This is a genomic window from Curtobacterium sp. PsM8 (assembly GCF_030433875.1).
Taxonomy (GTDB): domain Bacteria; phylum Actinomycetota; class Actinomycetes; order Actinomycetales; family Microbacteriaceae; genus Curtobacterium.
On sequence record NZ_JARUXD010000009.1, the window covers coordinates 1 to 25,131 of the forward strand.

The 25,131-nt window shown below is 70.5% G+C and carries 24 protein-coding genes; 14 read left to right on the top strand and 10 right to left on the bottom strand.

The genetic code is table 11. The features are described 5' to 3' along the window. The first annotated feature begins 142 nt into the window (after positions 1 to 142). The 3 genes from QCD68_RS03260 to QCD68_RS03270 are packed head-to-tail and all read left to right on the top strand — an operon-like array spanning position 143 to position 1,946. On the top strand, positions 143 to 577 hold the full coding sequence (locus QCD68_RS03260; RefSeq protein ID WP_301222006.1) for a hypothetical protein: 435 nt from the start codon (positions 143 to 145) through the stop codon (positions 575 to 577). Between the two features lie 55 nt (positions 578 to 632). Next, positions 633 to 1,049 (top strand): DoxX family protein, encoded by a 417-nt coding sequence (locus QCD68_RS03265; protein ID WP_111073471.1) that lies wholly within the window; start codon positions 633 to 635, stop codon positions 1,047 to 1,049. 33 nt (positions 1,050 to 1,082) lie between these two features. Then, entirely contained in the window at positions 1,083 to 1,946 is an 864-nt protein-coding gene (locus tag QCD68_RS03270) for a pentapeptide repeat-containing protein (protein ID WP_301222007.1), read from the top strand. A gap of 260 nt (positions 1,947 to 2,206) precedes the next feature. Here QCD68_RS03270 and QCD68_RS03275 read toward each other — a convergent pair whose 3' ends face one another. Beyond that, on the bottom strand, positions 2,207 to 2,887 hold the full coding sequence (locus QCD68_RS03275; protein WP_221849543.1) for an SDR family NAD(P)-dependent oxidoreductase: 681 nt from the start codon (positions 2,885 to 2,887) through the stop codon (positions 2,207 to 2,209). Positions 2,888 to 3,005: 118 nt separating this feature from the next. Here QCD68_RS03275 and QCD68_RS03280 point away from each other — a divergent pair, with 118 nt between their 5' ends. Next, on the top strand, positions 3,006 to 3,830 hold the full coding sequence (locus tag QCD68_RS03280) for a helix-turn-helix domain-containing protein (RefSeq protein ID WP_253463116.1): 825 nt from the start codon (positions 3,006 to 3,008) through the stop codon (positions 3,828 to 3,830). Between the two features lie 83 nt (positions 3,831 to 3,913). Here the strand turns inward: QCD68_RS03280 and dhaM are convergent, their stop codons facing one another. The 3 genes from dhaM to dhaK all read right to left on the bottom strand — a co-directional run bounded on the left by dhaM (position 3,914) and on the right by dhaK (position 6,391). Next, entirely contained in the window at positions 3,914 to 4,705 is a 792-nt protein-coding gene (gene dhaM / locus QCD68_RS03285; protein ID WP_301222008.1) for a dihydroxyacetone kinase phosphoryl donor subunit DhaM, read from the bottom strand. Next, complete coding sequence (gene dhaL / locus QCD68_RS03290) at positions 4,702 to 5,328, bottom strand: dihydroxyacetone kinase subunit DhaL (RefSeq protein WP_221849546.1); 627 nt, start codon at positions 5,326 to 5,328, stop codon at positions 4,702 to 4,704. Before dhaL ends, dhaM begins: the two co-directional genes overlap by 4 nt. A gap of 61 nt (positions 5,329 to 5,389) precedes the next feature. Beyond that, entirely contained in the window at positions 5,390 to 6,391 is a 1,002-nt protein-coding gene (gene dhaK, locus QCD68_RS03295; protein WP_301222009.1) for a dihydroxyacetone kinase subunit DhaK, read from the bottom strand. A 417-nt stretch (positions 6,392 to 6,808) separates the two neighbouring features. Between dhaK and QCD68_RS03300 the strand changes: the two genes are divergently transcribed. Together QCD68_RS03300 and glpK are read left to right on the top strand one after the other, a co-directional pair. Then, positions 6,809 to 7,483, top strand: a complete 675-nt coding sequence (locus QCD68_RS03300) for an MIP/aquaporin family protein (protein ID WP_253467887.1) — start codon at positions 6,809 to 6,811, stop codon at positions 7,481 to 7,483. A gap of 206 nt (positions 7,484 to 7,689) precedes the next feature. Then, positions 7,690 to 9,201 (top strand): glycerol kinase GlpK, encoded by a 1,512-nt coding sequence (glpK, locus tag QCD68_RS03305; RefSeq protein WP_111073464.1) that lies wholly within the window; start codon positions 7,690 to 7,692, stop codon positions 9,199 to 9,201. A 179-nt stretch (positions 9,202 to 9,380) separates the two neighbouring features. Here glpK and trpD read toward each other — a convergent pair whose 3' ends face one another. Then, a complete protein-coding gene (gene trpD, locus QCD68_RS03310; RefSeq protein ID WP_301222010.1) occupies positions 9,381 to 10,445 on the bottom strand; it encodes an anthranilate phosphoribosyltransferase in 1,065 nt (354 codons plus the stop codon). A 70-nt stretch (positions 10,446 to 10,515) separates the two neighbouring features. Here trpD and ctaE point away from each other — a divergent pair, with 70 nt between their 5' ends. From ctaE to QCD68_RS03335, 5 genes are all read left to right on the top strand, one after another. Next, positions 10,516 to 11,154: an aa3-type cytochrome oxidase subunit III gene (gene ctaE / locus QCD68_RS03315; RefSeq protein ID WP_110902297.1), complete on the top strand. Its 639-nt coding sequence runs from the start codon at positions 10,516 to 10,518 to the stop codon at positions 11,152 to 11,154. 20 nt (positions 11,155 to 11,174) lie between these two features. Then, the gene (gene qcrC, locus QCD68_RS03320; protein WP_111073462.1) at positions 11,175 to 11,990 is read left to right on the top strand and encodes a cytochrome bc1 complex diheme cytochrome c subunit; all 816 of its coding nucleotides are present in this window, start codon (positions 11,175 to 11,177) and stop codon (positions 11,988 to 11,990) included. 33 nt (positions 11,991 to 12,023) lie between these two features. Beyond that, a complete protein-coding gene (gene qcrA / locus QCD68_RS03325) occupies positions 12,024 to 13,091 on the top strand; it encodes a cytochrome bc1 complex Rieske iron-sulfur subunit (protein ID WP_111073461.1) in 1,068 nt (355 codons plus the stop codon). After that, on the top strand, positions 13,088 to 14,776 hold the full coding sequence (gene qcrB / locus QCD68_RS03330; protein ID WP_301222011.1) for a cytochrome bc1 complex cytochrome b subunit: 1,689 nt from the start codon (positions 13,088 to 13,090) through the stop codon (positions 14,774 to 14,776). The genes qcrA and qcrB overlap by 4 nt, the downstream gene beginning before the upstream one ends. A 198-nt stretch (positions 14,777 to 14,974) precedes the next feature. Then, entirely contained in the window at positions 14,975 to 15,934 is a 960-nt protein-coding gene (locus tag QCD68_RS03335) for a phosphodiesterase (RefSeq protein WP_301222012.1), read from the top strand. Between the two features lie 57 nt (positions 15,935 to 15,991). Here the strand turns inward: QCD68_RS03335 and QCD68_RS03340 are convergent, their stop codons facing one another. The 4 genes from QCD68_RS03340 to QCD68_RS03355 form a co-directional block, all read right to left on the bottom strand. Continuing rightward, complete coding sequence (locus tag QCD68_RS03340; protein WP_111073695.1) at positions 15,992 to 17,545, bottom strand: stealth conserved region 3 domain-containing protein; 1,554 nt, start codon at positions 17,543 to 17,545, stop codon at positions 15,992 to 15,994. 68 nt (positions 17,546 to 17,613) lie between these two features. After that, positions 17,614 to 17,886, bottom strand: coding sequence for a DUF6804 family protein (locus QCD68_RS03345; protein ID WP_301222013.1), 273 nt, complete (start codon positions 17,884 to 17,886; stop codon positions 17,614 to 17,616). A 188-nt stretch (positions 17,887 to 18,074) separates the two neighbouring features. Continuing rightward, on the bottom strand, positions 18,075 to 18,674 hold the full coding sequence (locus QCD68_RS03350) for a GDSL-type esterase/lipase family protein (RefSeq protein WP_221849554.1): 600 nt from the start codon (positions 18,672 to 18,674) through the stop codon (positions 18,075 to 18,077). Further along, positions 18,671 to 20,203, bottom strand: a complete 1,533-nt coding sequence (locus tag QCD68_RS03355) for an SDR family oxidoreductase (RefSeq protein ID WP_301222014.1) — start codon at positions 20,201 to 20,203, stop codon at positions 18,671 to 18,673. The genes QCD68_RS03350 and QCD68_RS03355 overlap by 4 nt, the downstream gene beginning before the upstream one ends. Before the next feature lie 42 nt (positions 20,204 to 20,245). On the opposite strand from QCD68_RS03355, the gene deoC reads away from it, so the two are divergent. From deoC to QCD68_RS03370, 3 genes are all read left to right on the top strand, one after another. Further along, positions 20,246 to 20,992, top strand: coding sequence for a deoxyribose-phosphate aldolase (gene deoC / locus QCD68_RS03360; RefSeq protein WP_301222015.1), 747 nt, complete (start codon positions 20,246 to 20,248; stop codon positions 20,990 to 20,992). Positions 20,993 to 21,108: 116 nt separating this feature from the next. Beyond that, a complete protein-coding gene (locus QCD68_RS03365) occupies positions 21,109 to 22,062 on the top strand; it encodes an ROK family protein (protein ID WP_111073455.1) in 954 nt (317 codons plus the stop codon). A gap of 91 nt (positions 22,063 to 22,153) precedes the next feature. Beyond that, a complete protein-coding gene (locus QCD68_RS03370) occupies positions 22,154 to 22,705 on the top strand; it encodes a type IV toxin-antitoxin system AbiEi family antitoxin (RefSeq protein ID WP_301222016.1) in 552 nt (183 codons plus the stop codon). A gap of 43 nt (positions 22,706 to 22,748) precedes the next feature. On the opposite strand, the gene QCD68_RS03375 is transcribed toward QCD68_RS03370, so the two are convergent. Next, positions 22,749 to 25,121 (bottom strand): RelA/SpoT family protein, encoded by a 2,373-nt coding sequence (locus QCD68_RS03375; protein ID WP_301222017.1) that lies wholly within the window; start codon positions 25,119 to 25,121, stop codon positions 22,749 to 22,751. Positions 25,122 to 25,131: the final 10 nt, after the last annotated feature.

Below are 25,131 nucleotides of genomic sequence, written 5' to 3' on the forward strand. Positions count from 1 at the left end.
CCGCGTCCCCCCCCGGGGTTTTCCCCCCCCCCCCTTGGGCCCCGCCGGCCCCCCCCCTTTCCCCCGGGGGGGGCGCCGGGGGCCCCCCCCCCGGGGGCCCCCCGGGCCGTTCCTCGTCCCGACGTGTTAGGTTGTGCGCAATATGATTGCATGCAGCAGGATCACCCGCGCGGTCGGTACCGCCCTCACCGCGCACGGCGCGGCGACGTTCGTCGCCGACCCGCTCCGGCAGCGCGCCGGCCGGATGGCCGACCGCGGCTTCGCCCCTGGCGTCCCGCACGCGGTCCTCGTCCCGCTGCTCGAGGTCGCGTCCGGCACCCTGCTCCCCCGCACCGGACGGGTCGGCGCTGCCGCAGCCGCGGCAGCCACCGCGCTCGGTGCAGTCCGCGTCGGTGCGGACGTCGAGGACCGCACGGTGACCACCGGCACCGCTGCTGCAGCCGGCCTGACCGTCGCCGGGCTGGGCGCTGCCGTCCGCGCCACCCGAGGCCGTGCTCGCGCCGGACTCCTCGCCGTGATCGGCACCGTCGTCGTGTTCGAGCTCGTCCGCCGCCGCCGCGTGCTCCGGGCGCGCTGACCCGGTCCACCTCCCTCCCCTCCGGCTCCCCCACCACCGAAAGGCACCCGAACCGATGTCCCGTCGCCGTTCCTCCCGCTCCTCCGTCCCCCGCACCGTCGTCCGCATCCTGCTCGGCGCGACGATGACCTGGGCCGGCATCAGCCACCTCACCGTCGCCCGCGAGGAGTTCCGCGCCCAGGTGCCGAAGTTCGTGCCGCTCGACCCCGACGTGACGGTCCTGGCATCCGGCATCGCCGAGATCTCGCTCGGCGCCGCCCTCATGTTGCTCGTCCGTCGTCAGGCGACGGTCGGCTGGGTCGCTGCAGTGTTCTTCACGGCGATCTTCCCCGGCAACATCGCGCAGTGGATGCACCACCGCGACGGCTTCGGGCTGGACACCGACACCAAGCGCTTCGTCCGCCTGCTGTTCCAGCCGGTGCTCATCGCCGTCGCACTCTGGGCCACGAACGCGCTCCGCAAGCGCCGCTGAGCCGCCCCTCGCGGTGAGCTAGCCTCGTCCGCGATGACGACGAGTACCCGGGTCACCCTCGGTCGCCGCGAGGACCTCGGCGCCGACTGCGCCAACTGCTTCGGCCTCTGCTGCGTCGCGTTGGCGTTCACCCGGTCGGTGGACTTCCCGGTGGACAAGGACGCCGGCGACCCCTGCGCCAACCTCGACCCCACCGACGGGTGCACGATCCACCCACGCCTGCGGGCCGAGGGGTTCCGTGGCTGCACGGTGTTCGACTGCTCGGGCGCCGGGCAGAAGGTGTCCCGCCACACGTTCGCCGGCCGGTCCTGGCGGGACGACACCGCCACCCGGGACGCGATGTTCGCGGTCTTCCCCGTCGTCCGACGGCTGCACGAACTGCTCCGGTACCTGGACGAGGCGATCACCCTCGCCCACGACGCCCGGGCGGCCGCACCGCTGACGGAGCGGTTCGACCGGGTGCGCGCCCTCAGCGACGCCGACCCGGACACCCTGCTGGCTGCCGACGTGGACGCGGAGTACGACGCCACCCGGCCGCTCCTGCTCGGCGCGAGCCGGGACGCCCGCGCCCGGAGCGCTCGTGACGGCAGCGGCGACGACCGGCGCATCGGCCGCCTGCGCGTCGGCCCCGGCGCCGACCTGCTCGGAGCCGACCTGCGGCGCGCGGACCTGCGGGGTGCGAGCCTCCGCGGTGCGCTCCTCATCGGTGCCGACCTGACGGGTGCCGACCTCCGCCGATGCGAGTGCATCGGTGCAGACCTCCGCGACGCCGACCTGTCCGGAGCCGACCTCCGCGGCGCGGTCTACCTGACACAGATGCAGGTGAACGCGGCTCGAGGGGACGGGCGGACCCGCCTCGACGACGGCTTCCAGCGGCCGTCCCACTGGGCGGGCTGACCCGCACGATCGCGCTCCGCACCGCGCCGCAGCCCGTCGACGACACGGCCGGACGACGGCACGGCCGCGTGACGACACGGCCGGACGACCACTCGGTGCGTCGACGACGCAGCCCGACGCACCCAGACCCGACGCACTCAGACCCGACGCACTCAGACCCGACGCGCCCCACCCGCCGCGACCCACCCGCCGCGACCCGCCGACGGCCGGGAGGCCCGTGGCGGATCCGCCACGGGCCTCCCGTCCGTCAGCCGGCGACGTCAGTAGTCGACGCGCCCGTGCCGGTTGTGGAACTCGCCGGTCGGCCCGTCCGGACCGAGGAGCGCGAGCATGACGGTGGCGTCCGTGCCCTCGGTCACCGTCTGGTGACCGGAGTGCCCGTTGAAGTCCGTCGCGGTGTAGCCCGGGTCGCTGACGTTGACGCGGAAGCCCGGCAGGTTCTTCGCGTACTGCACGGTGAGGGTGATGACGGCGGCCTTCGACGCGGCGTACGGGATGCTCGGCACGTGGAACTCGTCGTGTCCCGGCGTGCTGAGGAACCGCGGCCAGCCGACGCCGGACGCGACGTTCACGATGACGGGGTTCTCGGAGGCACGGAGCAGCGGCAGCGCAGCCTGGGTGACCCGGACGATGCCGGTGACGTTGGCGTCGAGGACGGACGCCATCGCGTCGGCGGTGAGGTCGTCGACCCCGTGCGCGGTGCCGAGCACCCCGGCGTTGTTGACGAGGACGTCGAGCGCCGGGATCGACGCGACGGCCTCGTCGATGCTCGACTGGTCGGTGACGTCGAGGCGGACGACGGTGGCGCCGAGGGCACGCACCTCGTCTGCGTCGTCGGGGTTGCGGACGCCGGCGTACACGGTGTGGCCGGCTTCGAGGAGTCGGCGGGCGGTCTCGAGTCCGAGGCTGCGGTTCGCCCCGGTGATGAGTGTGGTGGTCATGGGGACCATCGTGCTCGCTCTGCCCCGACTCCCCCAGGCCCCGGTCGACGTGCTGTCCGGTGGACCCTGGGACTGTGAGTACCACGGTCCCGCTGCCGATCCGCGCGAGGATGGGTGCATGAGCGAGTTCGCCGACGTCCTGCGGTCCTGGCGCGACCGGGTCACCCCTGCCGAGGTCGGGCTGCCCGCCGGCGCCGGGCGGCGGACCGCGGGCCTCCGGCGTGAGGAGCTCGCGGCCCTCGCCGGCGTGAGCGTCGACTACGTCGTCCGGCTCGAGCAGGGCCGTGCGACGAACCCGTCACCGCAGCTGCTCGCCGCCCTCGCCACCGCGCTCCGTCTGACCGAGCCGGAGCGCGACCACCTGTTCCGCGTCGCCGGCGCCGCTCCCCCGTCGCGCGGGCTCGTCCCCCGGCACATCACGCCCGGTGTGCAGCGGATCGTCGACCGGCTCACGGACGTGCCGCTCGCCGTGTTCACCGCCAGCCACGACCTGCTGCACCGCAACGAGCTCTGGGCCGCGGCCACGGGCGACGGCGACCGGTGGCAGGGGCGCTCGGCGAACCTGGTCTGGCAGTTCTTCACCGACGGCCACGCCGGGGTCGACTTCGACGACGAGCACGCTGAGGCCTTCGCGTCGGACCTGGCCGCAGACCTCCGCACCGCGCTCGGTCGTTACCCGGACGACCGCCACCTCGCCGAGCTGGTGCGGGACCTGCGGGCGACGAGCCCCGAGTTCGAGCGGCGCTGGGGTGAGGCCCGGATCGCCGAGCACCGGACCAGCCGCAAGACCCTGCGGACGCCGGTCGGCCCGATCGAGGTCGACTGCGACACCCTCTCGGTGCCGGGCAGCGACCTGCGGATCGTCGTCTACACGGTGGTCCCCGGCAGCGAGGACGCGTCGCGACTCGACCTGCTGCGGGTCACGGGCCTCCAGCGCGTCTGACCCTCCGCAGAACGCAACGTGGGCGGCACCGCGCAACGGAGTACCGCTGCGAGGAACCGCCCACGTTGCGTGTTGCGAGAGGACTACTCGCCGAAGCCGGAGCGGACCAGGTCCGCCAGCGCGTCGACCGCCGCACGTGCGTCGGGGCCGGAGGCCTCGATCGTCACCGACGCACCCTGCGGCAGGGCGAGCGCCATGATCGCCAGCAGGCTCTTCGCGTCGACGCCGTTCACCCGGACGGACGCGTCGTGCTTCGCGGCGGTCTTCACAAACTCCGCGGCGGGACGTGCGTGCAGGCCGGACGCGTTGACCAGCTCCACGGTGGCGGACGCGTGGGTCCCGTCGGCCGCAGCAGCGTGGGTCCCGTCGGCCGCAGCAGCGTGGGTCCCGTCGGCCGCAGCAGCGTGGGTCCCGTCGGCCGCACCGGCGTCGGTCACGTGGGGCGCGCCTCCCGGGAGGCCCGTGGCCGCGTCGTCGGGACCGGCGTCGGTCCCGCCACCGGCAGCGCTGGCAGCAGCCGCCAGGACCGCGTCGACGGCACCGCCGGTCTGGGCAGCGACCGCCGCAGCGACGGTCCCCTCGACGACCGGTGCCTTCGAGACGTGCACGCGTGCACGGACCTCGTCGTCGAGGAAGTCGAGCGCGGTGTCCGTCGTGAGGTAGGCCGATCCGAGGTCGCAGAGCACGACGATGCCGTCCGCTCCGGCGAGCTGTTCGATGCCGGCGGTGATCGCCTCGAACGAGGTGCCGATGCCGCCCTCGTCGGTGCCGCCCGCTGCGACGAGCTGCACGTCGCCGGCCATCTGCCGGGCGATGTCGACCGTGCCCTGAGCGACGGCGGCGCTGTGCGAGACGACGAGGATGCCGACGCTCATGCCGCGTCCACGGCCGCGCGCAGGACGTAGGCGCTCGACTGGGCGCCCGGGTCGCGGTGCCCGACGGCACGGTCGCCGAGGTAGCTCGCACGGCCCTTCCGGGCGACGAGTGCGTCGGTCGACTCCGCACCGGTGGCGGCGGCGTCGGCGGCCGCGGCGAGCACGCGCTCCGGGGTCTCCCCCGCTGCGGCTGCCGCAGCTGCCGCGTCGACGGCCGGCGTCCACGCGTCGATCATCGTCTTGTCGCCGACCTCGGCCTTGCCGCGGGAGACGACGCCGTCACGCGCCGCGGTGAGGACCGCGACGAGCGTGTCGGCGTCGAGCTCCGTGGCGTCGCCGGCAGCCTGGGCCGCCTTGAGGTACGCGGTGCCGAACAGCGGGCCGGCCGCGCCACCCACGGTGGAGATGAGCTTCGTCGCCACGAGCTTGAACACGGCGCCCGGGGTCTCGAGGTCCGCGTCGTCGAGCGCGACGAGCACCGCCCGGAACCCGCGGTCGAGGTTCTCACCGTGGTCGCCGTCACCGATCTCGCGGTCGAGCGTGATCAGCTCCGCCCGGTGCTCGTCGATCGTGGCGGCGGTGCGGCGGACCCAGTCGATGGCCCAGGCGGTGTCGAGCGACAAGGTGTGTCCCTTCGTGCGGCCGACCCGTGGTCGGCGTCGTGAGCGGAGTCGTCGTGCGGTGTCAGCGCCCCCAGCGGAGCGACGGCGTCTCCACCGGCGCGTCCCAGAGTGCCGTGAGGTCCTCGTCGAGCACCGTGACGGTGAGTGAGAACCCCTGCATCTCGAGGGAGGTGACGTAGTTGCCGACCAGGCTACGCGCGACCGTGTAGCCGCGATCCGACAGGACCTCGGCGGCGCGTCGGTAGGCGATGTAGAGCTCCGACTGCGGCGTGCCGCCCATGCCGTTGACCAGCAGGAGCAGCTGCGAGCCGGCGGGTGCCTGCAGGTCGGTCAGGATCGGCTCGAGCACGCGGTCGACCAGTTCGTCGGCCGGGGCCATCGGGATGCGCTCGCGACCGGGCTCGCCGTGGATGCCGATGCCGAGTTCGACCTCGTCGTCGGCCAGCGTGAACGAGGGCTCGCCGGCGTGCGGGACGGTGCCGGAGGCCAGCGCGAGCCCCATGGACCGGGTCACCTCGTTGACGTGCCGGGCCACCGCCGCGACGGCGTCCAGGTCGTCACCGCGCTCGGCGGCGGCGCCGGCACACTTCTCGACGACGACCGTGCCGGCCACGCCACGGCGACCGGCGGTGAAGAGCGAGTCCTGCACGGCGACGTCGTCGTCGACCACGACGCTCTCGACCCGGACGTCGTCCATCGCGGCGAGCTCGGCGGCGGTCTCGAAGTTCAGGACGTCCCCGGTGTAGTTCTTCACGATGTGGAGCACGCCCGCTCCCCCGTCGACGGTCTTCGTGGCGGCGACGATCGGGTCGGGGGTCGGGCTGGTGAACACCGGTCCGGGGACCGCGGCGTCGAGCATGCCGTGTCCGACGAAGCCGGCGTGCAGGGGCTCGTGGCCGCTGCCGCCGCCGCTGACGATGCCGACCTTGCCGCTGACCGGGGCGTCCCGGCGGTGCAGGTGCAGCGGGTCCTCGACCAGCACCACCTGTTCGGCGTGGGCGAGGGCGAACCCCCGGACGGTCTCGATGACGACGTCGTGCGGGTCGTTGATGAGCTTCTTCATGCTGCGCCTCCGGGAGTGCGACGAGGGTGTGACACGGGTACGACACGGATGTCCGGCACCGGTCCACCGTCTGCACACCGCCGACGTCGTCCGGAGTCGGCTCACTGTACCGCCGGGACGTGTCCGTGCCAGGGGCAGTTCCGGGCACCTGTGCCGTCGTGCTGCACGTTCGTGCAGCCGTCGCTCGTCCCGAGCCCGTCCCCGAGTCCTCGCGCATCCACGTCCGGTGCACGTCCGTTCACTTTCGCCGGAATGCGGTTCGTGTCCATCACCCTCCGGAAATCCCCAGCACTATGCTCGGGCTCAATCACTCGACGGGGAGTGCCGGTGCTCAGCCGGGCCCCCGACCACAGCAAATCGGAGGTACCGGTGGACGACATCGGCGTCAAATTCCTGTCTGAGCTCGTCGGCACGGCGATGCTCATCATCCTGGGTGGCGGCGTGGTCGCCGCGGTCTCCCTCACGAAGTCCAAGGGCTTCGGCGCAGGCTTCCTCATGGTCACGATCGGTTGGGGCTTCGCGGTCTTCGCCGGCGTCACCGTCTCGTACAAGTCCGGCGGCCAGCTGAACCCCGCGGTGACCATCGCGCAGGCCATCATCGGCAACATCACCGTCGGCGAGATGTTCCTCTTCTGGCTCGCGCAGCTCATCGGCGCGATCATCGGTGCCGTCATCGTCTGGCTCGCCTACAAGCAGCACTTCGACGAGGAGCCCGACCCCGCGGCCAAGCTCGGCGTGTTCTCGACCGGCCCCGCGATCCGCAACTACGCGTGGAACCTGGTGACCGAGATCATCGGCACGTTCGTCCTCGTGTTCGTCGTCCTCGCCTTCACGAACGGCAAGACGCCGACCGAACTCGGCGCCATCCCGGTCGCCTTCCTGGTGATCGCGATCGGTGTCTCGCTCGGTGGCCCGACCGGCTACGCGATCAACCCGGCCCGTGACCTCGGCCCGCGCATCGCGCACGCCTTCCTTCCCATCAAGGGCAAGGGCACCAGCGACTGGTCCTACGCCTGGGTCCCGGTCGTCGGCCCGCTCGTCGGTGGCACGATCGCCGCGCTGCTCGCCGGACCGCTGCTCCCGATGGCGTAGCTCGTCCCCGCACCAGCACGACGCACGACGCACGACCAGCAGCACCCGCGCGGCCGCCGCACTGCACCTCCGGCGTGGCGGCCGCGTCCCACCCAGCGCGTCCAGGCGCGCCGCACCACCCGCACCACCCGCACAACCCGCACCACCTGAGCGACCGGGTCGACCCGTCCCGACCGCAGCACCGAACACCGTCGTAAGGAGCACCAATGGCCGACTACATCGTCGCCATCGACCAGGGCACGACCAGCACGCGAGCGATCGTCTTCGACCACTCCGGGTCGATCGTCTCCGTCGGTCAGAAGGAACACGAGCAGATCTTCCCGCGCGCCGGTTGGGTCGAGCACGACCCGGCGGAGATCTGGGACAACACCCGCGAGGTCATCGGCCAGGCACTCTCCCGCGCCGACATCACCCGCCACGACGTCGCCGCCGTGGGCATCACCAACCAGCGTGAGACCGCCGTCGTCTGGGACCGCACCACCGGCAAGGCCGTCTACAACGCCATCGTCTGGCAGGACACCCGCACCCAGGCGCTCGTCGACAAGCTCGCCGACGGTGACACCGACCGCTACAAGGCCATCGTGGGCCTGCCCCTGGCGACGTACTTCGCCGGTACCAAGATCATGTGGATCCTCGAGAACGTCGAGGGCGCCCGTGAGAAGGCAGAGGCCGGCGACCTGCTCTTCGGCACCACCGACACCTGGGTCCTCTGGAACCTGACCGGCGGCACCGACGGCGGCGTGCACAAGACCGACGTCACCAACGCCTCGCGCACCCTGTTCATGGACCTCGAGACGCTGCAGTGGCGCGACGACATCCTGGCCGACTTCGGTGTGCCGAAGTCGATGCTCCCCGAGATCGTCAGCTCCTCCGAGGTCTACGGCCACGTCGAGTCCTCGAGCCTCCTCCGCGAGGTCCCGATCGCCGGCATCCTGGGCGACCAGCAGGCTGCGACCTTCGGCCAGGCGGCGTTCGACCAGGGCGAGTCGAAGAACACCTACGGCACCGGTAACTTCCTCATCTTCAACACGGGCACGGACATCGTCCGCTCGGAGAACGGGCTGCTCACGACCGTCGGCTACAAGCTCGGCGACCAGGAGACGCACTACGCCCTCGAGGGGTCGATCGCCGTCACCGGGTCGCTCATCCAGTGGCTCCGCGACAACCTCGGCATCATCGGCAGCGCGCCCGAGGTCGAGACGCTCGCCAAGTCGGTCGAGGACAACGGTGGCGTCTACTTCGTCCCCGCCTTCTCCGGCCTCTTCGCCCCGTACTGGCGTCCGGACGCCCGCGGTGCGCTCGTCGGCCTCACCCGCTACGTCAACAAGGGCCACATCGCGCGTGCCGCCCTCGAGGCGACGGCGCTCCAGACCCGCGAGGTCCTGGACGCCGTCAACGCCGACTCGGGCGTCGAACTCACTGAGCTCAAGGTCGACGGTGGCATGACCGCCAACGACGCGCTGATGCAGTTCCAGGCCGACATCCTCGACGTCCCCGTGGTCCGCCCGGTGGTCGCCGAGACGACGGCCCTCGGTGCGGCCTACGCCGCCGGCCTGGCCGTCGGCTTCTGGGCGAACCTCGACGAGCTCCGTGCCAACTGGCAGGAGGACAAGCGGTGGACGCCGTCCATGGACGCCGAGGAGCGCGAGCGCACGCTGCGCCTCTGGAAGAAGGCCGTCACGAAGACCTTCGACTGGGTCGACGAGGACGTCCGCTGACGTCGGTCGTCTGACCGACCACGCAACAGACGGGCGGGGGCCGGCCGCGCGGGGGGGGGGCGGCGGGGGCGCCGGCGGGGGGGTGGGGGGGGGGGCGCCCGCCCCCGCCCCCCCCCGCCCCCCCCCGTCGTTGCGTGGTGCGCGCGACCCGACGCGCGCTCCCGTCGGGTGTCGGCGGCTCAGGGCGACGTGACGGCCGGCGCCACACCGACCCACTCGTCCAGTTTGCGCATGGCGGCGCCGGAATCGATCGAGTCCGACGCGATGACCAGCTGCTCGCGGAAGCGCTGCAGGATCGGGCGGTCCGCCTCGGTCGGGTCCTGCGCGAGACGGAAGGACACGAGCCCGGCCGCGGCGTTCAGCAGGACGATGTCGCGCACCGGTCCGGTCTCCCCCGCGAGCACCGTGCGGAGGATCGCCGCGTTCTCCGCCGGCTCGCCGCCGAGCAGGTCCTCGGTCCGGGCACGGGCGATGCCGAGGTCACGCGGGTCGAGGTCGTGCTCGGTGATGCGGCCGCCGGACACCTCCCAGATGTGGCTGTGGCCGGTGGTGGTGAGTTCGTCGAGGCCGTCGTCGCCGCGGAACACGAGTGCGGTCGCTCCCCGGGTCTGGAACACGCCCGTGATGATCGGCACGAGTTCGAGCTGTGCCACGCCCACCGCGTTCGCCTCGCACCGTGCCGGGTTCACCAGCGGGCCGAGGAAGTTGAACACCGTCGGGACCCCGATCTCCCGCCGGACCGGGGCTGCGTGGGCGAATCCGGGGTGGAACGCGCTGGCGAAGGCGAAGGTCAGACCGACACGCCGGAACGTCTCGGCGACACGCGCGGCGTCCATCGTGAGGTCGAGGCCGAGCGCGGCGAGCACGTCGCTCGAGCCGGACTTGGACGAGCTCGCGCGGTTGCCGTGCTTGACGACGGGCACGCCCGCGGCGGCGATGACGATCGCGGCCATGGTCGAGACGTTGACCGTGCCGACCACGTCACCGCCGGTCCCGACGATGTCGAGCGCCATCGGGTCGACGTCGAGCGGGACCGCGGCGTCGAGGATCGCGTCGCGGAAACCGACCACCTCGTCGACGGTCTCGCCCTTGGCGCGGAGGGCCACGGCGAAGGCCGCGATCTGTGCGGACGTGGCCTTCCCCTGCACGATCTGCTCCATGGCCCATGTGGACTGCCTGATCGAGAGGTCCTCGCGCGCCATGAGCGCGCTGATCACGGCCGGCCAGGTGAGTGCGTCAGACATGGCTCGATCGTACTGATTCTGGAGGACCCGCCAGTTGCCTGCGAAAACACTGTCGGGGGTTTCCGCCATAATGGAAGACGTGACAAGCACCCCTCTCTCCAGATCCGTCAGCGGTCCGGTCTTGAACAGGCCGAACCCCGTTGCCGTGGGGACGATCGTGTGGCTGGGCAGCGAGGTCATGTTCTTCGCCGGCCTGTTCGCGATCTACTTCACGCTGCGAAGCACCTCCCCCGAGCTCTGGGCAACCGAGAGCGCCAAGCTCGAGGTGCCGTTCGCTTCGGTGAACACCATCGTCCTGGTGCTGTCGAGCTTCGCCTGCCAGTTCGCGGTCTTCGCCGCCGAGCGGTTCCAGGTGCACCGCACCAGCTGGAACCCCAAGGACTGGGGCATGACGGAGTGGTTCTTCGTCACCTACTGCATGGGCGCGATCTTCGTCTGTGGGCAGATCTTCGAGTACGCCAACCTCTGGCACGAGGGCATGACGCTCTCCTCGAGCGCCTACGGCTCCGCGTTCTACATGACCACCGGCTTCCACGGTCTGCACGTGACCGGCGGTCTCATCGCCTTCCTCCTCACGCTCGGGCGTGGGTTCGCCGCGAAGAACTTCGGGCACAAGGAAGCCACCACCGCGATCGTCGTGTCGTACTACTGGCACTTCGTCGACGTCGTGTGGATCGGTCTCTTCGCCGTCATCTACCTCCTCAAGTGAGAATCAGGCAGCCCCACAGCATGTTCAACACATCGAAGAAGAACAAGAAGGGCCGTCGCTCCCCCCTGGCGACCGTGTCCCTCCTCGCCGTCGCACTCATGACGACGGGTGGTGCGTACGCACTGTTCAGCACGTCGGCCAACGCCGACGACAGCACCAACACGACACTGGCCGCATCCAGCCAGTCGCAGGTCAACGAGGGCCAGAAGCTCTTCGCGTCGAACTGTGCCACCTGCCACGGCCTCTCCGCCCAGGGCACCAGCGAGGGCCCGTCCCTCATCGGTGTCGGCGCCGCCTCGGTCGACTTCCAGGTCGGCACCGGGCGCATGCCGCTCGCCGCCCAGGGTCCCCAGGGTGAAGAGAAGCCCGAGCAGTTCACGGACCAGCAGGTCGACGCCATGGCCGCCTACGTCGCCTCGCTCGGCCCCGGCCCGTCGATCCCCTCGACGAAGCTCACCGACGGTGCCGAAGGGGACGCCGCCGAAGGCGCCGAGCTCTTCCGCATCAACTGCGCGATGTGCCACAACGTCGCCGGTGCCGGTGGCGCCCTGACCGAGGGCAAGTACGCGCCGAACCTGCGCGACGTCTCCGGCAAGCACATCTACGAGGCCATGCTCACCGGCCCGCAGAACATGCCGGTCTTCAACGACCTGAACCTGACCCCGGACCAGAAGGCCGACGTCATCACGTACCTCAAGTACGTGCAGGACAACAAGTCGCCCGGTGGCTTCGGTCTCGGCGACCTCGGCCCGGTGGCCGAGGGCCTGTTCATCTGGATCTTCGGTCTCGGAGCGGTCGTCGCGATGACCGTCTGGCTGACCGCGAAGACCAACTGATCGTCCGTGTCGCACGACACTGAAGGGAACACCATGGCAGAGCACGACGACGAGGCACTGAACTCGTCCTCGGCTGTCGAGAAGCACGGCGCCACGGAGCCGGTCGGGACCGCTGTCCTGCCGCACGAGCCGTTCGAGAACCCGGGCGAGCCGCCGCACCGCGCCCGCCGCACGGACGTCGACCCGAAGAAGCAGCGTCTGGCCGAGCGCCAGGTCGCGACGTTCTTCTACGTCTCGATCGTCGCGAGCGTCCTGTCCATCGCCGCGTACATCGCCTTCCCGATCGACCCGAACGACTTCGGGACGGTCCGCACCGCGAACCTCTTCCTCGGCCTCTCCATCACGCTCGCGCTCCTGGCTCTGGGCATCGGTGCCGTCTACTGGTCGAAGACGCTCGTCTCCGACCGCGAGATCACCGAGATGCGCCACACCACGCGTGGCACGGACGCCACCCGCGCCAAGGCGGTCGAAGCCTTCCAGCTCGCCGACAAGGAGTCCGGGTTCAGCCGCCGCAAGCTGATCCGCAACTCCCTCATCGGTGCCCTGGTGGCCTTCCCCCTCCCCGGCATCGTCCTGGTGCGCGACCTCGCGCCGAAGGAAGACCCGAACGAGCTGCTCCGTCACACCTTCTGGAAGTCGGGCCTGCGCCTGACCAAGGACCCGACGGGTCTGCCGATCAAGGCCTCCGACGTCACCATCGGATCGGTGTTCCACGTCATCCCCGAGGGCATGCTCGACTCCGAGCACATGCTTGAGGAGAAGGCGAAGGCCGCTGTCCTCCTGATGCGCCTGGACCCGAAGGACCTGAACCCCGCCAAGGGCCACGAGAACTGGGGCTACGACGGCATCGTCGCGTACTCCAAGATCTGCACCCACGTCGGATGCCCGGTCGCGCTCTACGAGCAGCAGACGCACCACCTGCTGTGCCCGTGCCACCAGTCCACCTTCGATGTCTCGAACAACTGCGAGGTCATCTTCGGACCGGCGGCCCGCCCCCTTCCCCAACTTCCGATCTCGGTCGATGACGACGGCTACCTGGTCGCACAGAGCGACTTCCACGAGCCGGTCGGCCCGTCCTTCTGGGAGCGTGCCCGCTCATGAGCAGCACAACGACCACATCCCCCACCACCGAGTCGGCGAACAAGCCGGCTCCTGACCGTGGTTCGCGACTGATCAACTACACCGCGAACTACATCGACGAGCGCACCAGCATCTCCGGCCTGGTGAAGGAGGTCGGTCGCAAGATCTTCCCCGACCACTGGAGCTTCATGCTCGGTGAAGTCGCGCTCTACAGCTTCGTCGTCGTCCTGCTCTCGGGGACCTTCCTGACGTTCTTCTACCAGGCGTCCATGGCCGAGGTCGTCTACAACGGCACCTACGTCCCGCTCAAGGGCGTTGACATGTCGGTGGCGCTGCAGTCGACGCTGAACATCTCGTTCGAGATCCGCGGCGGTCTGTTCGTCCGGCAGATCCACCACTGGGCAGCACTGCTGTTCGTGGCCTCGGTCATGCTGCACATGGCCCGCGTGTTCTTCACCGGCGCGTTCCGCAAGCCGCGTGAGCTGAACTGGGTCTTCGGCTTCGTGCTCTGGGTCCTCGCCATGGCAGAGGGCTTCACCGGCTACTCGCTCCCCGACGACCTGCTCTCCGGCAACGGTCTGCGCATCATCGTCGGCATGATCGAGGGTGTCCCGGTCATCGGTGTCTGGATCGCCTACCTGCTCTTCGGTGGCGAGTTCCCCGGTACCGACATCGTCGGCCGCCTGTACACGCTGCACATCCTGTTGCTGCCGGCGATCCTCGTCGCGGTGCTCGGTGTCCACCTCGTGCTCGTCGTCATCAACAAGCACACCCAGTACGCCGGCCCCGGCAAGACCAACGACAACGTCGTGGGCGTCCCGATCCTCCCGGCGTTCGCCGCGAAGGCCGGTGGCTTCTTCTTCATCGTCGCGGGCATCCTCGCCGCCATCGCGTCGTTCTTCACGATCAACCCGATCTGGAACTACGGCCCGTACGACCCCTCCCCCGTGTCCGCCGGTACCCAGCCTGACTGGTACATCGGCTTCGCGGACGGCGCGCTCCGTCTGGTGCCGCCGCACTGGGAGGTCAACTGGTTCGGCTACACGGTCTCGTTCAACATCCTCGTGCCGATCGCGATCCTCATGGGTCTGATCGTGACGATCTTCGTGTACCCGTTCATCGAGGCCTGGGTCACCGGCGACAAGCGTGAGCACCACATCGCTGACCGCCCGCGCAACGCCCCGACCCGCACCGCGATCGGTGTCGCCGGCATCACGCTCTACGGTGCCCTGTTCACCGCGGCGTCGTCGGACCTCATCGCGACCCACTTCATGGTGTCGATCAACCACGTGATCCACGTGCTCCAGGCAACGACGGTCCTCGGCCCGTTCGTCGCCTTCTGGATCACGAAGCGTGTCTGCCTCGCACTGCAGAAGAAGGACCGCGAGATCGTCCTCCACGGGTACGAGTCGGGCCGCATCGTCCGACTGCCGCACGGTGAGTACATCGAGGTCCACGAGCAGCTCGACGAGTACGAGCGCTGGCGTCTGCTCGAGTTCAACGACTACAAGCCGCTGATGATCCGCCCGGACTCCCGCGGCCGCATCACCTCGCTGCAGAAGGCCCGTGCACGTGCCTCCCGCTTCTTCTTCGAAGACCGCATCGAGCCGGTGTCGAAGAACGAGCTCGAAGCAGCGCACGCCGCCCACCACGGTCCGGACCTCGAAGGGACCCACCAGGCCCCGCAGGTCGGTGCCGGTAGATAACACTTCTCGGCAAGAACACACGAGCCCCCGTTCGCTTCGCGAACGGGGGCTCGTGTGTTCGCCTCATGTCGTTCTGCCTCAAGACACCGGACACGCCGCCCCAGTTCACGGGGCGTTCAGACGGCAGTGCTGGAATCGTCGAGGACGGTGTGGCACTGTGTTGCACCACGCACCCGCTGCCAACGGAAGAAGAGACCGATGGACGCCCGGACGGCTGAACACCCCAGGCCGAACCACTTCCTGCTCCACCTCAGCGACACCCACCTCATCGCCGGCGACGGCGCGCTCTACGGAGCCGTCGACTCCGCCGCACGACTCGGTCAGATCATCGCCGAGATCGAAGCCTCCGGCTCCCGCCCGGAAGCGATCATCATCACCGGCGACGTAGCCGACAAGGGTGAACCCGGCGCCTACGTCAAGGTGCGCGACATCATCGAACCCGCCGCCGAACGCCTCGGCGCGCAGGTCATCTGGGCGATGGGCAACCACGACGAACGCGGGGCCTTCCGGCAAGAGCTCTTCGGCCTGCAACCCACCGACCGTCCGGTGGACTTCGTCTACGACGTCAACGGCCTCCGCGTCATCACGCTCGACACGAGCGTCCCCGGGCACCACCACGGCGAGGTCTCCCCCGAGCAGCTCGACTGGCTCGCCGAAGTCCTGTCCGAAGCGGCTCCGCACGGCACCATCCTGGCGATGCACCACCCGCCGGTGCCCAGCGTCCAGGACCTCACCGTCCTCGTCGAACTGCGCGACCAGCCCGCCCTCGCCGAGGTGGTCGAGGGCAGCGACATCCTCACCATCATCGCCGGCCACCTGCACTACTCGACCAGTGCCGTGTTCGCCGGCATCCCCGTCTCCGTCGCCAGCGCCACCTGCTACACGCAGGACCTCAACGAGTTCCAGGGCGGCACCCGTGGCCGCGACGGTGCCCAGTCGTTCAACCTGATGCACGTCTACGGCCACCAGGTGGTGCACTCCGTCGTTCCGATCGGCACCTACTCGACCGTCGGGCAACGCGTCTCGTCGATCGAGACCGAAGCCCGTCTCGCCGCGGCCGGCGTCGTGATCCCGCCGGCCGTCGAGCCAGCGCCCGTCACGTCCTCCATACCGGTGTTCACGCTCGACTCGGTGCCGGTGTCCCCGATCCACCGCTGAGCGCCCAGGAGGGCCAGCCACGGCCCTCCCGGAGCAGCCTCAGGTGCTGGAGCAGCCTCAGGCGCTGGGGCGTTCCCAGGGTGCCGGGAACGGGAAGTAGCGCTCGAGGAAGTCGGTGACGCGCTCGGTGCGCTCTTCGTCGCTGACCTCGGGGAAGCTGCCGTCGTTCAGGCAGAACATGTCGACGTTCCGCTTCTTCAGCAGTTCGTCGAGCTCGCGGAGACCGGCCTCCATCGTCGTGTCGATGTACCCGACGGTGGCGTTCTCCTGGATGATCGCCCGACCCGTCAGCAGCGCGTAGTAGTGGTACAGCGAGTTCGTCACGGAGATGTTGTCGGCCGCGCGGAACCGGGAGCCGGCGGTCGCCGCGAACTCCGCCGCGAACTCGTGCTCCATCTCGGTCATGATGCTCTTCCGCAACGGCGTCGCCGCGTGCTCGAGGTGCCGTGTCGTGACCGCACCGAACCGCTGCTGCAGGAGCTTCCGGTTCACCCGCGCCGAGTTCTCGAACCCGCTGCGGGCCGGGTTGTTCGTCCCGAGACCGATCCGCGTGATCGCCAGGATGAACTTCGTCACCGAGCCCGGGCTGAAGAACATCGACGGGTCGACCTGGCGCCCGAAGAACATGTCGTCGTTCGAGTAGATGAAGTGCTCGCTGAGCCCGGGGATGTGGTGCAGCTGCGCCTCGACGGCCTGCGAGTTGTGCGTCGGCAGGACGGACGGGTCGGCGAAGAACTCCTCGCTGCGGACGATCCGGACCTTCGGGTGGTCGGCGAGCCACTCCGGCGCCGGCGAGTCCGTCGCGATGTAGATGCGACGGATCCACGGCGCGAAGATGTGCACCGACCGCAGAGCGTACTTCAGCTCGTTGATCTGCCGGAAGCGGGCCGGGGCGTCGTCGCCCTCCCCCAGTACGGCACTCGCCTGCGCGGCCTGACGGGCGCGCTGGTACTCGATCGCGTTGCCGTCGACCCACGAGAACACGATGTCGATCGGGAAGCGGATGTCGGACACGTGGTCGTCGAACATGTGCTCGACCGTGGACCAGCCGCGGCCGTAGCGCTCGATGTCGACGAGGACGAACTCCTCGATCGGCAGGCTGCGGCGCATCAGGGCGTTCTCGACGGGAGCCAGGACCTCGGTCTCGGTGACGCGCCAGAACTCCAGCTGCACGCTCGTCTCGGCGCCGTAGCGCAGGCGTCCCATCGGCTCGAGCCGGGGACGGAACAGGCGGAGCACGGGCTCGTCGGCCGAGCCGAAGCCGTCGTCCACGACCAGCAGGGCGGCCTTGCCCGGCGGCTTCGCGTAGAAGGGCTCCCCCGCGGCGGCGTCCATCACGGCACTCTCGGCACGCTGACGGTCGCGCTCGTCGATGGCGATGACGGGCCGCTGGTCGTTCCCGCGGATCAGCAGGTGGTCGACGTCGGCCGCGGTGAGGGCATCGTCGAGGAACAGCAGGTCCTCGATCATCGACTGCTGGGGCGTGAGGTGCCCGTTGATGAGGGTGAGCCGTCCCTTGCGGAGGACGACGTCAGGACGGTCGAGACCGCCGGAGGACGGTCGAGGGGTCAGCAGAGGACTCTCGGTCACCGGCTCGGTCTCGTTGCTCATCCATGCCTTCCAGGTCGCACCGCCGCGCGCGATGCACAGCACGTGCGATCTTACCGGGAGGCGCGGCGTCAGTCCGCCGCGCGCGGCACCTTGACCGTGATGCCGACGACGATGAAGAGCGCCGCCGCGACGAGCTGCAGCGCTGCCCAGAGCTGCCCCGGGATGGGGAGGACCACGACCGGGTTCCAGCAGACGGCGACGGCCGCGGTGAGCACCGCTGCCCACCAGACCCGTCCGCGGATCGCGAAGACCAGCACGATGAGCGCGAGCACGGTGACGCCCCAGCGCGCGAACACGAACGCCGACGAGTCGAGGAACGCCACGCAGGCCAGGAGCACCACGGCCGCCAGCAAAGACGGTGCGAGGGCTGGCCGGGTGAAGTCCGGGAGCGCCTGTCGGTCCCGAGCCGCCCCACGGGCAACACCCGCCCCACGAGCGCGACTCGACCCGGCGGGGGTCGACGACGCCGTCGAAGAGGGCGACGACGCCTGCTGCGACGACCCGATCGCGGGCCGTCCCTTCCGAGCCGTCATCGGTCCTGCGCGTCGCGGAGGTCGGCGAGCGAGATCGGGCGGGACATCGGCGGCAGCTCCCGGACACGCTCGAGCGCCGGGACGAGCTCGGCGACGTACGCGCGGTACCCGTCCTCGGTGAGGTGCAGCCCGTCGGCGGTGAAGCGCTCGTCCAGGTGGTCGCCGTCGGCCAGGGCCGGCCAGACGTCGAGGTACTGCGCGTGGCAGGTGGCCACGAACTGCCGCAGGTGCCGGTTCGCCTGCTCGGTCTTCTGCGCGTACTCGGCCTGCCGCGGCAGGATCGACACGAGGAGCAGCCGGACGCCGGGCAGTGCCCGACGCAGCTGTACCAGGGCCGATTCGACGTTCCGGACGACGTGCTCCGCGCTGGCCCGGTGGTGACCGAAGTCGTTCGTGCCGATCAGCAGCACGATGACCTCGGGTGCGGCCTGCACGACCTCGTCGAGCCTCGCGAGGACACCGTCCGTGGTGTCGCCGTCGACGCCGAGGTTGATCGTCCGCTCGTCGGGGAGCCACTGGCCCCAGTCGCCGCCCGCGGTGATGCTGTCACCGAGGAACAGGACACCGCCGCCACTCGTCGTGCCGTCGTCGCTCATGCCGCCTCCTCGTGCGCTGGCTGCGCGTCGTCATTCTGGTACGTGGAGTTGCGCTGCGTCGAGTCGGTGCGGTGCGCCTCCCGTTCGGCACGGGCGGTGATCCGCTCGACCATCCCCGGGAAGATCACGCCGTGGAACGGCAGGATGCCGTACCAGTAGAGGCGTCCGGCGAGCCCCTGCGGGAAGTAGATCGCCCGCTGGTGGTAGTTGCTGCCGCCGTCGTCGGCCGGGGTGACGGTCATCTCGAGCCAGGCGCGACCGGGCGACTTGAACTCGGCGCGCAGGCGCAGGTACCGACCGCGGACCAGACGCTCGACGCGCCACCAGTCGAGTGCGTCGCCCTGCTCCAGCCGCTTCGGGTCGCGACGACCGCGGCTCAGGCCGACCCCGCCGGCGATCTTGTCGAGCCAGCCGCGCGCGACCCAGGCGAGCGGGAACGAGTACCAGCCGTTCTCGCCGCCGATCGACTCGACGACGCTCCAGACCGCCTCCGGCGGAGCCGACGAGTGCCGCTTGCGATCGTCGACGTAGACGGTGTGACCGGCCCACTCCGGGTCGCTCGGCAGCGGGTCGGCTGAGCCGCTGGAGAGCGTCGCGTTGCGCCAGCTGGTCAGGACCTCGCCGCTGCGCATCTTCGCCAGCGCCAGCCGGACGGCCCGTCGGTACGAGGTCAGTCCACCCTCGGGCTGCGGGATCACGTCGTCGATGTCGTGCTCGCGCTGCACGCACTCGAACTGCAGCGACTCGATGATCGGCGTCGCGAGCTTGCGCGGGATCGGCGTCACGACGTTGAACCAGTGCGCGGCGAGCCGCGGGGTCAGGACCGGGAGGACCGTGATCGGTCGCTGGGGCAGCTTCGCCTCGACCGCGTACCCGTTGAGCATCTGCCCGTACCGGAGGACGTCCGGGCCGCCGATGTCGTACGTGCGGTTGACGTCGGCCGGGATCGTGAGCGCCTCGACGAGGTAGTACAGGACGTCGCGGACGGCGATCGGCTGGATGCGGTTCCGGACCCAGCGGGGCGCCGGCATCCAGGGCAGCACGTCGGTCAGGTGGCGGATCATCTCGAACGAGGTGCTGCCCGACCCGATGACGACACCGGCCTGGAGCGCGATCGTCGGCACGCCGGAGCCGAGGAGGATCTCCCCCACCTCCCTCCGGCTGCGCAGGTGCTTGCTGAGGTCGCCGTCCGGGTGCAGGCCGCCGAGGTAGACGAAGCGCTGGACGCCGGCGTCGTGGGCGACGCGGGCCATGGTCTGCGCGGCGTCGCGTTCGGCCTGCTCGAAGTCGCCGTCCGCCCCCATGGCGTGGGCGAGGTAGTAGACCGCCTCGATGCCGTCGACCGCCGCGGACACCGCGTCGGCGTCCTGCAGGTCGCCCTCGGCGACCGTGACACGGTCGTTCCAGGGAACGTCCTGCAGCTTGCGCGGGTTGCGGACGAGGACCCGGACGTCGTGCCCGGCATCGAGGAGTCTGGGGACCAGTCGACCACCGATGTACCCGGTGGCCCCGGTGACGAGGACGCGCATGCTCCGAACCGTACGCCTCGCGCCTGCTTGTAGGCTTGCCGGGTGGACAACGCATCGAACCCCGTCACCGCAGCCGCTCTCGATGCCGACTCGGTGCGTCGGCTCATCGACCACGCGATCCTCAAGCCCGAGCTGAGCCGTTCCCAGGTGGACGCGCAGCTCGACGAGGCCGCCGCGCACCGGGTGTTCAGCGTCTGCGTCCGACCGGGAGACGTGCAGCACGCCGTCGAGCGCCTCCAGGGCACCGGCGTCGGCGTCGGCACCGTGATCGGCTTCCCGCACGGCACCACCTCCACCGCGGCCAAGGTCGCCGAGTCGCTGCAGGCCCTCGCCGACGGCGCCTTCGAGCTCGACATGGTGCAGGACATCGGCGCCGCGAAGTCCGGCGACTGGCAGCGCGTCGAGCGTGACGTCCGTGCCGTCGTCGACGCCGCCGGCGACACGATCGTCAAGGTCATCCTCGAGACCGCGTACCTGACCGACGACGAGGTCGTCGCCGCCAGCCGCGCCGCGGTCGCCGGGGGTGCCGCGTTCGTGAAGACCTCGACCGGGTTCGCCGGTGGTGGCGCGACCGCCGAGCACATCCGGCTCATGCGCGAGACCGTCGGCCCGGACACGGGCGTGAAGGCCTCCGGTGGCGTCCGCGGCCTCGACACGCTGCTCGAGATGGTGCAGGCCGGCGCGACGCGCATCGGCACCAGCGCCTCGGCCCGGATCCTCGACGAGGTCGCGCACCGTGTCACGACCGGCGCGTCCTCGGACCGCGGCGACGACACCTCGTCCTACTGAAGCCCCTCCCCAGACCGACCAGAACCTGACCGACCTGAACCAGGCCGGCCGCGTCCGGACGTGACCACACGTCGGGGACTGCTGCCGGGCCTCCCGACCGCCACACCGGAGTGCGCATGTCCAGCACCACGACCCCGTCCGCGAACCTCGCCCTCGCCGTCGACCTCGGCGGCACCAAGGTCGAAGCCGCACTCGTCACCGACCAGGGCGTCGTCCTGCCGGCCACCCGGCACCGCAGCCCGACCGGTGCCGGACGCACGTCCGAGGAGCTGCAGGCAGCGGTCGACGAGGTCGTCGTCGCGACCCTCGCCACGCTGCCGTCCGACGCGACCCTGGTCGGCGTCGGCATCGGCTCGGCCGGCCCCGTCGACGAGGAGCACGGCCTGGTCTCCCCCCTGAACATGCCGGTCTGGCGCGGCTACCCGCTCCGCGACCGCGTCGCCGCGCACGTGCCCGACGGCGTCCCCGTCACCCTGCGGATGGACGGCCTGGCGATCACGCTCGCCGAGCACTGGGTCGGCGCCGCGCAGGGCTCCGACCACGTGATGGGCATGATCGTCTCCACCGGCGTCGGCGGCGGGCTGATCCTGCACGGCCGGACCGTCAGCGGGCCGACCGGCAACGCCGGCCACATCGGCCACGTCGAGTGCGGTGGGTACGACGACCCGTGCGCCTGCGGTGGCACCGGCTGCCTGGAGGCCGTGGCCAGCGGGCCGAAGACCGTCGCCTGGGCACGGCGCCAGGGGTTCGCCGGCAGCACCGGCGAGGAGCTCGCGGCCGCCTACGCGGCGGGTGACGACATCGCGGTGGCCGCCGTCAAGCGGAGCGGGCGGGCGCTCGGGCAGGCCATCGCCGCGGCGACCAGCCTGGTCGACCTCGAGGTCGTGGCGATCGGCGGCGGCTTCTCCCACGTCTCCCCCGACCTGTTCGAGTACGCCCGACAGGCCGTCGCGGAGCGGGTCGAGTTCCCGTTCGTGACGAAGGTACGGATCGTGCCGACGGGGCTGTCGCAGGACGGGCCGCTCATCGGGGCGGCCGCGCTCGTGCACCGCGCCGACGTCCTGCGCTGAGGACGCTGGACTGATGTCGCTGGGCTGACCGATCGGCACGGCTTCTCCACAGCGGCGACGCCGGAGGCAGCGGGTGCGGGATCATGTGCTCGTGCCCTCCTCCCGCCTCGTCACGACGGACGACTGGCCGGCGGCAGAGCTGCACGCCGCCGTGCTCGCCGGTGACCTCGTCGCGGTCGGGGCCTGCTGGGCGTCGATCGCCGAACCGCAGGACGCCGCCCTCCGCGCCGCCTCGTTCGCCTGGAGCGTCGGGGACACCCGGATCGTCGCGGGCGGCCTCAGCGCAGCATGGATCTGGGGCGCGTGCTCACGACCACCGGTCCCCCACGACGGCTGTGTCCCCGCGGACGAACGCTTCCGGCGGAAGGGAGCGTGGACCGCGGTGCGGGAGATCGCCCTGGAGGCCGACGACGTCACCACCTCCGCCGACGTGCGGGTCCTGACGCCCGCGGCGACCGCCCTCGACCTGCTGCGGTTGCGCCGACCGTTCGGCGCGCGCGACGCCGAGGCCCTGCGCGGCCTGGTCCTGGCCGCCGGGGTCGATCCCGCCGCCCTCGCCCGCGGCCTGGCAGAGAACGAGCGGGCGCCGATGGGACGGCAGGCACAGCGACGGTTCCGCGACGCCGGAGTCGAACCGGGCTGACTGGCTGCGACTTGCCTGGCCGGGCCGGACTGGCCCGACGGGTTCAGCCCGCGCTGACCCGGTACACGTCGTAGACGGCGTCGATGCGACGGACGGCGTTCAGCACGCGATCGAGGTGGGTGGTGTCACCCATCTCGAACACGAAGCGGGACAGCGCCAGTCGGTCCGACGACGTCGACACGGTGGCGGACAGGATGTTCACGTGGTGGTCGGTGAGGACCCGCGTGACGTCGCTGAGCAGCCCGGAACGGTCGAGGGCCTCGATCTGGATCTGGACGAGGAACACCGACTTCGACGACGGCGCCCACTCGACCTCGATCATCCGGTCGGGCTCGTTCATCAGCGACTTCACGTTGGTGCACGACGCCTGGTGGACCGACACACCCTGGCCGCGGGTGATGAAGCCCACGATCTGGTCGCCCGGCACCGGGGTGCAGCACTTCGCGAGCTTGACGAGGATGTCCGGCGCACCGCGGACCAGCACACCGCTGTCGCTGTTGCGGAGCTGGCGGCTCGTGACGTGGCGCGGGAACGACAGCTCGGGCTCGTCGGTCTCGGTTTCCGTCTGGATGCTGCCGAGGGCCTTCTCGATGACGGACTGGCTGGACACGTGGCCCTCGCCGACCGCCGCGTACAGGGCGGCGACGTCGTCGTACCGCATCGCCGACGCCACCTCGGAGATGGTGTCCTGGCTCATGATGCGCTGGAGCGGCAGGTTCTGCTTGCGCATCGCCCGGGCGATGGCGTCACGGCCCTGCTCGATCGCCTCTTCGCGACGTTCCTTCGTGAACCACTGCTTGATCTTGTTCCGGGCCCGCGGACTGCGGACGAACGTCAGCCAGTCCTGGCTCGGCCCCGAGTCAGGGTTCTTCGACGTGAAGATCTCGACGACGTCGCCGCTCGACAGGGCGCTCTCGAGGGGCACCAGTCGGCCGTTCACCTTGGCACCCATCGTGCGGTGCCCGATCTCGGTGTGCACGGCGTACGCGAAGTCGACCGGGGTCGCGCCGGCGGGCAGGCCGATGACCTTGCCCTGCGGCGTGAAGACGTAGGTCTCCTTCGCGCCGATCTCGTAGCGCAGCGAGTCGAGGAACTCGGCCGGGTCGCTGGTCTCCGCCTGCCAGTCGGTGATGTGTGCGAGCCACGCCATGTCCTGGTCGGACTGCGTGGTGCTCTCGGCTTCGCGACCGGTGATGCGCTGCTTGTACTTCCAGTGCGCGGCGACACCGAACTCGGCCCGCTGGTGCATCTCGTGCGTGCGGATCTGGATCTCGACCGCTCGGCCCTGCGGTCCGAGCACCGAGGTGTGCAGCGACTGGTACAGGTTGAACTTCGGCGTCGCGATGTAGTCCTTGAAGCGCCCGGGCAGCGGTGTCCACCGGGCGTGCACGGCTCCGAGCATCGCGTAGCAGTCACGGACCGTCGGGACGAGGACGCGGATGCCGACCAGGTCGTAGATCTCGTCGAACTCGCGCCCGCGGACGATCATCTTCTGGTAGATCGAGTAGTACTGCTTCGGGCGACCCATCACGTCGCCGCGGATCTTGGCGGACTTCAGGTCCTTCTTCAGGGTCCCGGTGACGTTCTGCACGAACTGCTCGCGCTTGGGCTGCCGCTCCTTGACCAGGCTGTCGATCTCGACGTAGAGCTTCGGGTGGAGCACCGCGAAGGACAGGTCCTCGAGCTCGAGCTTGATCATCTGGATGCCGAGGCGGTGCGCGAGCGGCGCGTAGATCTCGAGCGTCTCCTTCGCCTTGCGCGAGGCGGAGGCGGACTCGACGAAGCCCCAGGTCCGGGCGTTGTGCAGGCGGTCGGCGAGCTTGATGACGAGCACGCGGATGTCCTTCGACATCGCGATGACCATCTTGCGGACGGTCTCGGCCTGGGCGCTGTCGCCGTACTTGACCTTGTCGAGCTTCGTGACACCGTCGACGAGCATGGCGATCTCGTCGCCGAAGTCCTCGCGCAACTGGTCGAGCTGGTAGTCGGTGTCCTCCACCGTGTCGTGCAGCAGTGCCGCAGCGATCGTGATGGTCCCGATGCCCAGGTCTGCGAGGATCTGCGCCACCGCGACGGGGTGCGTGATGTACGGCTCCCCCGACTTCCGCTTCTGCCCGTCGTGCGCCCGCTCGGCGACGGAGTACGCCCGCTCGATGAGCGTGGTGTCCGCCTTGGGGTGGTGCGACCGCACCGTGCGGATCAGGGTGTCGACGGCCCCAGCGGGCTGTGCCCGCGAGAACAGCCGCGGCAGCAGCGAACGGAGCGACCCGAGGTTGCCCGTGGTGTTCGCGCCGAGCGGCGGACTGGAGGGCCGGGGGGACGAGCCGGGACGGCTTCCGTCCCCGGGCCGGGACGCACCACCGTGCTGCGGAGCGGCACCGGCATCCGGCGGCGAGGACTCACGCGTGTCGGTCATGCTGCGCCTC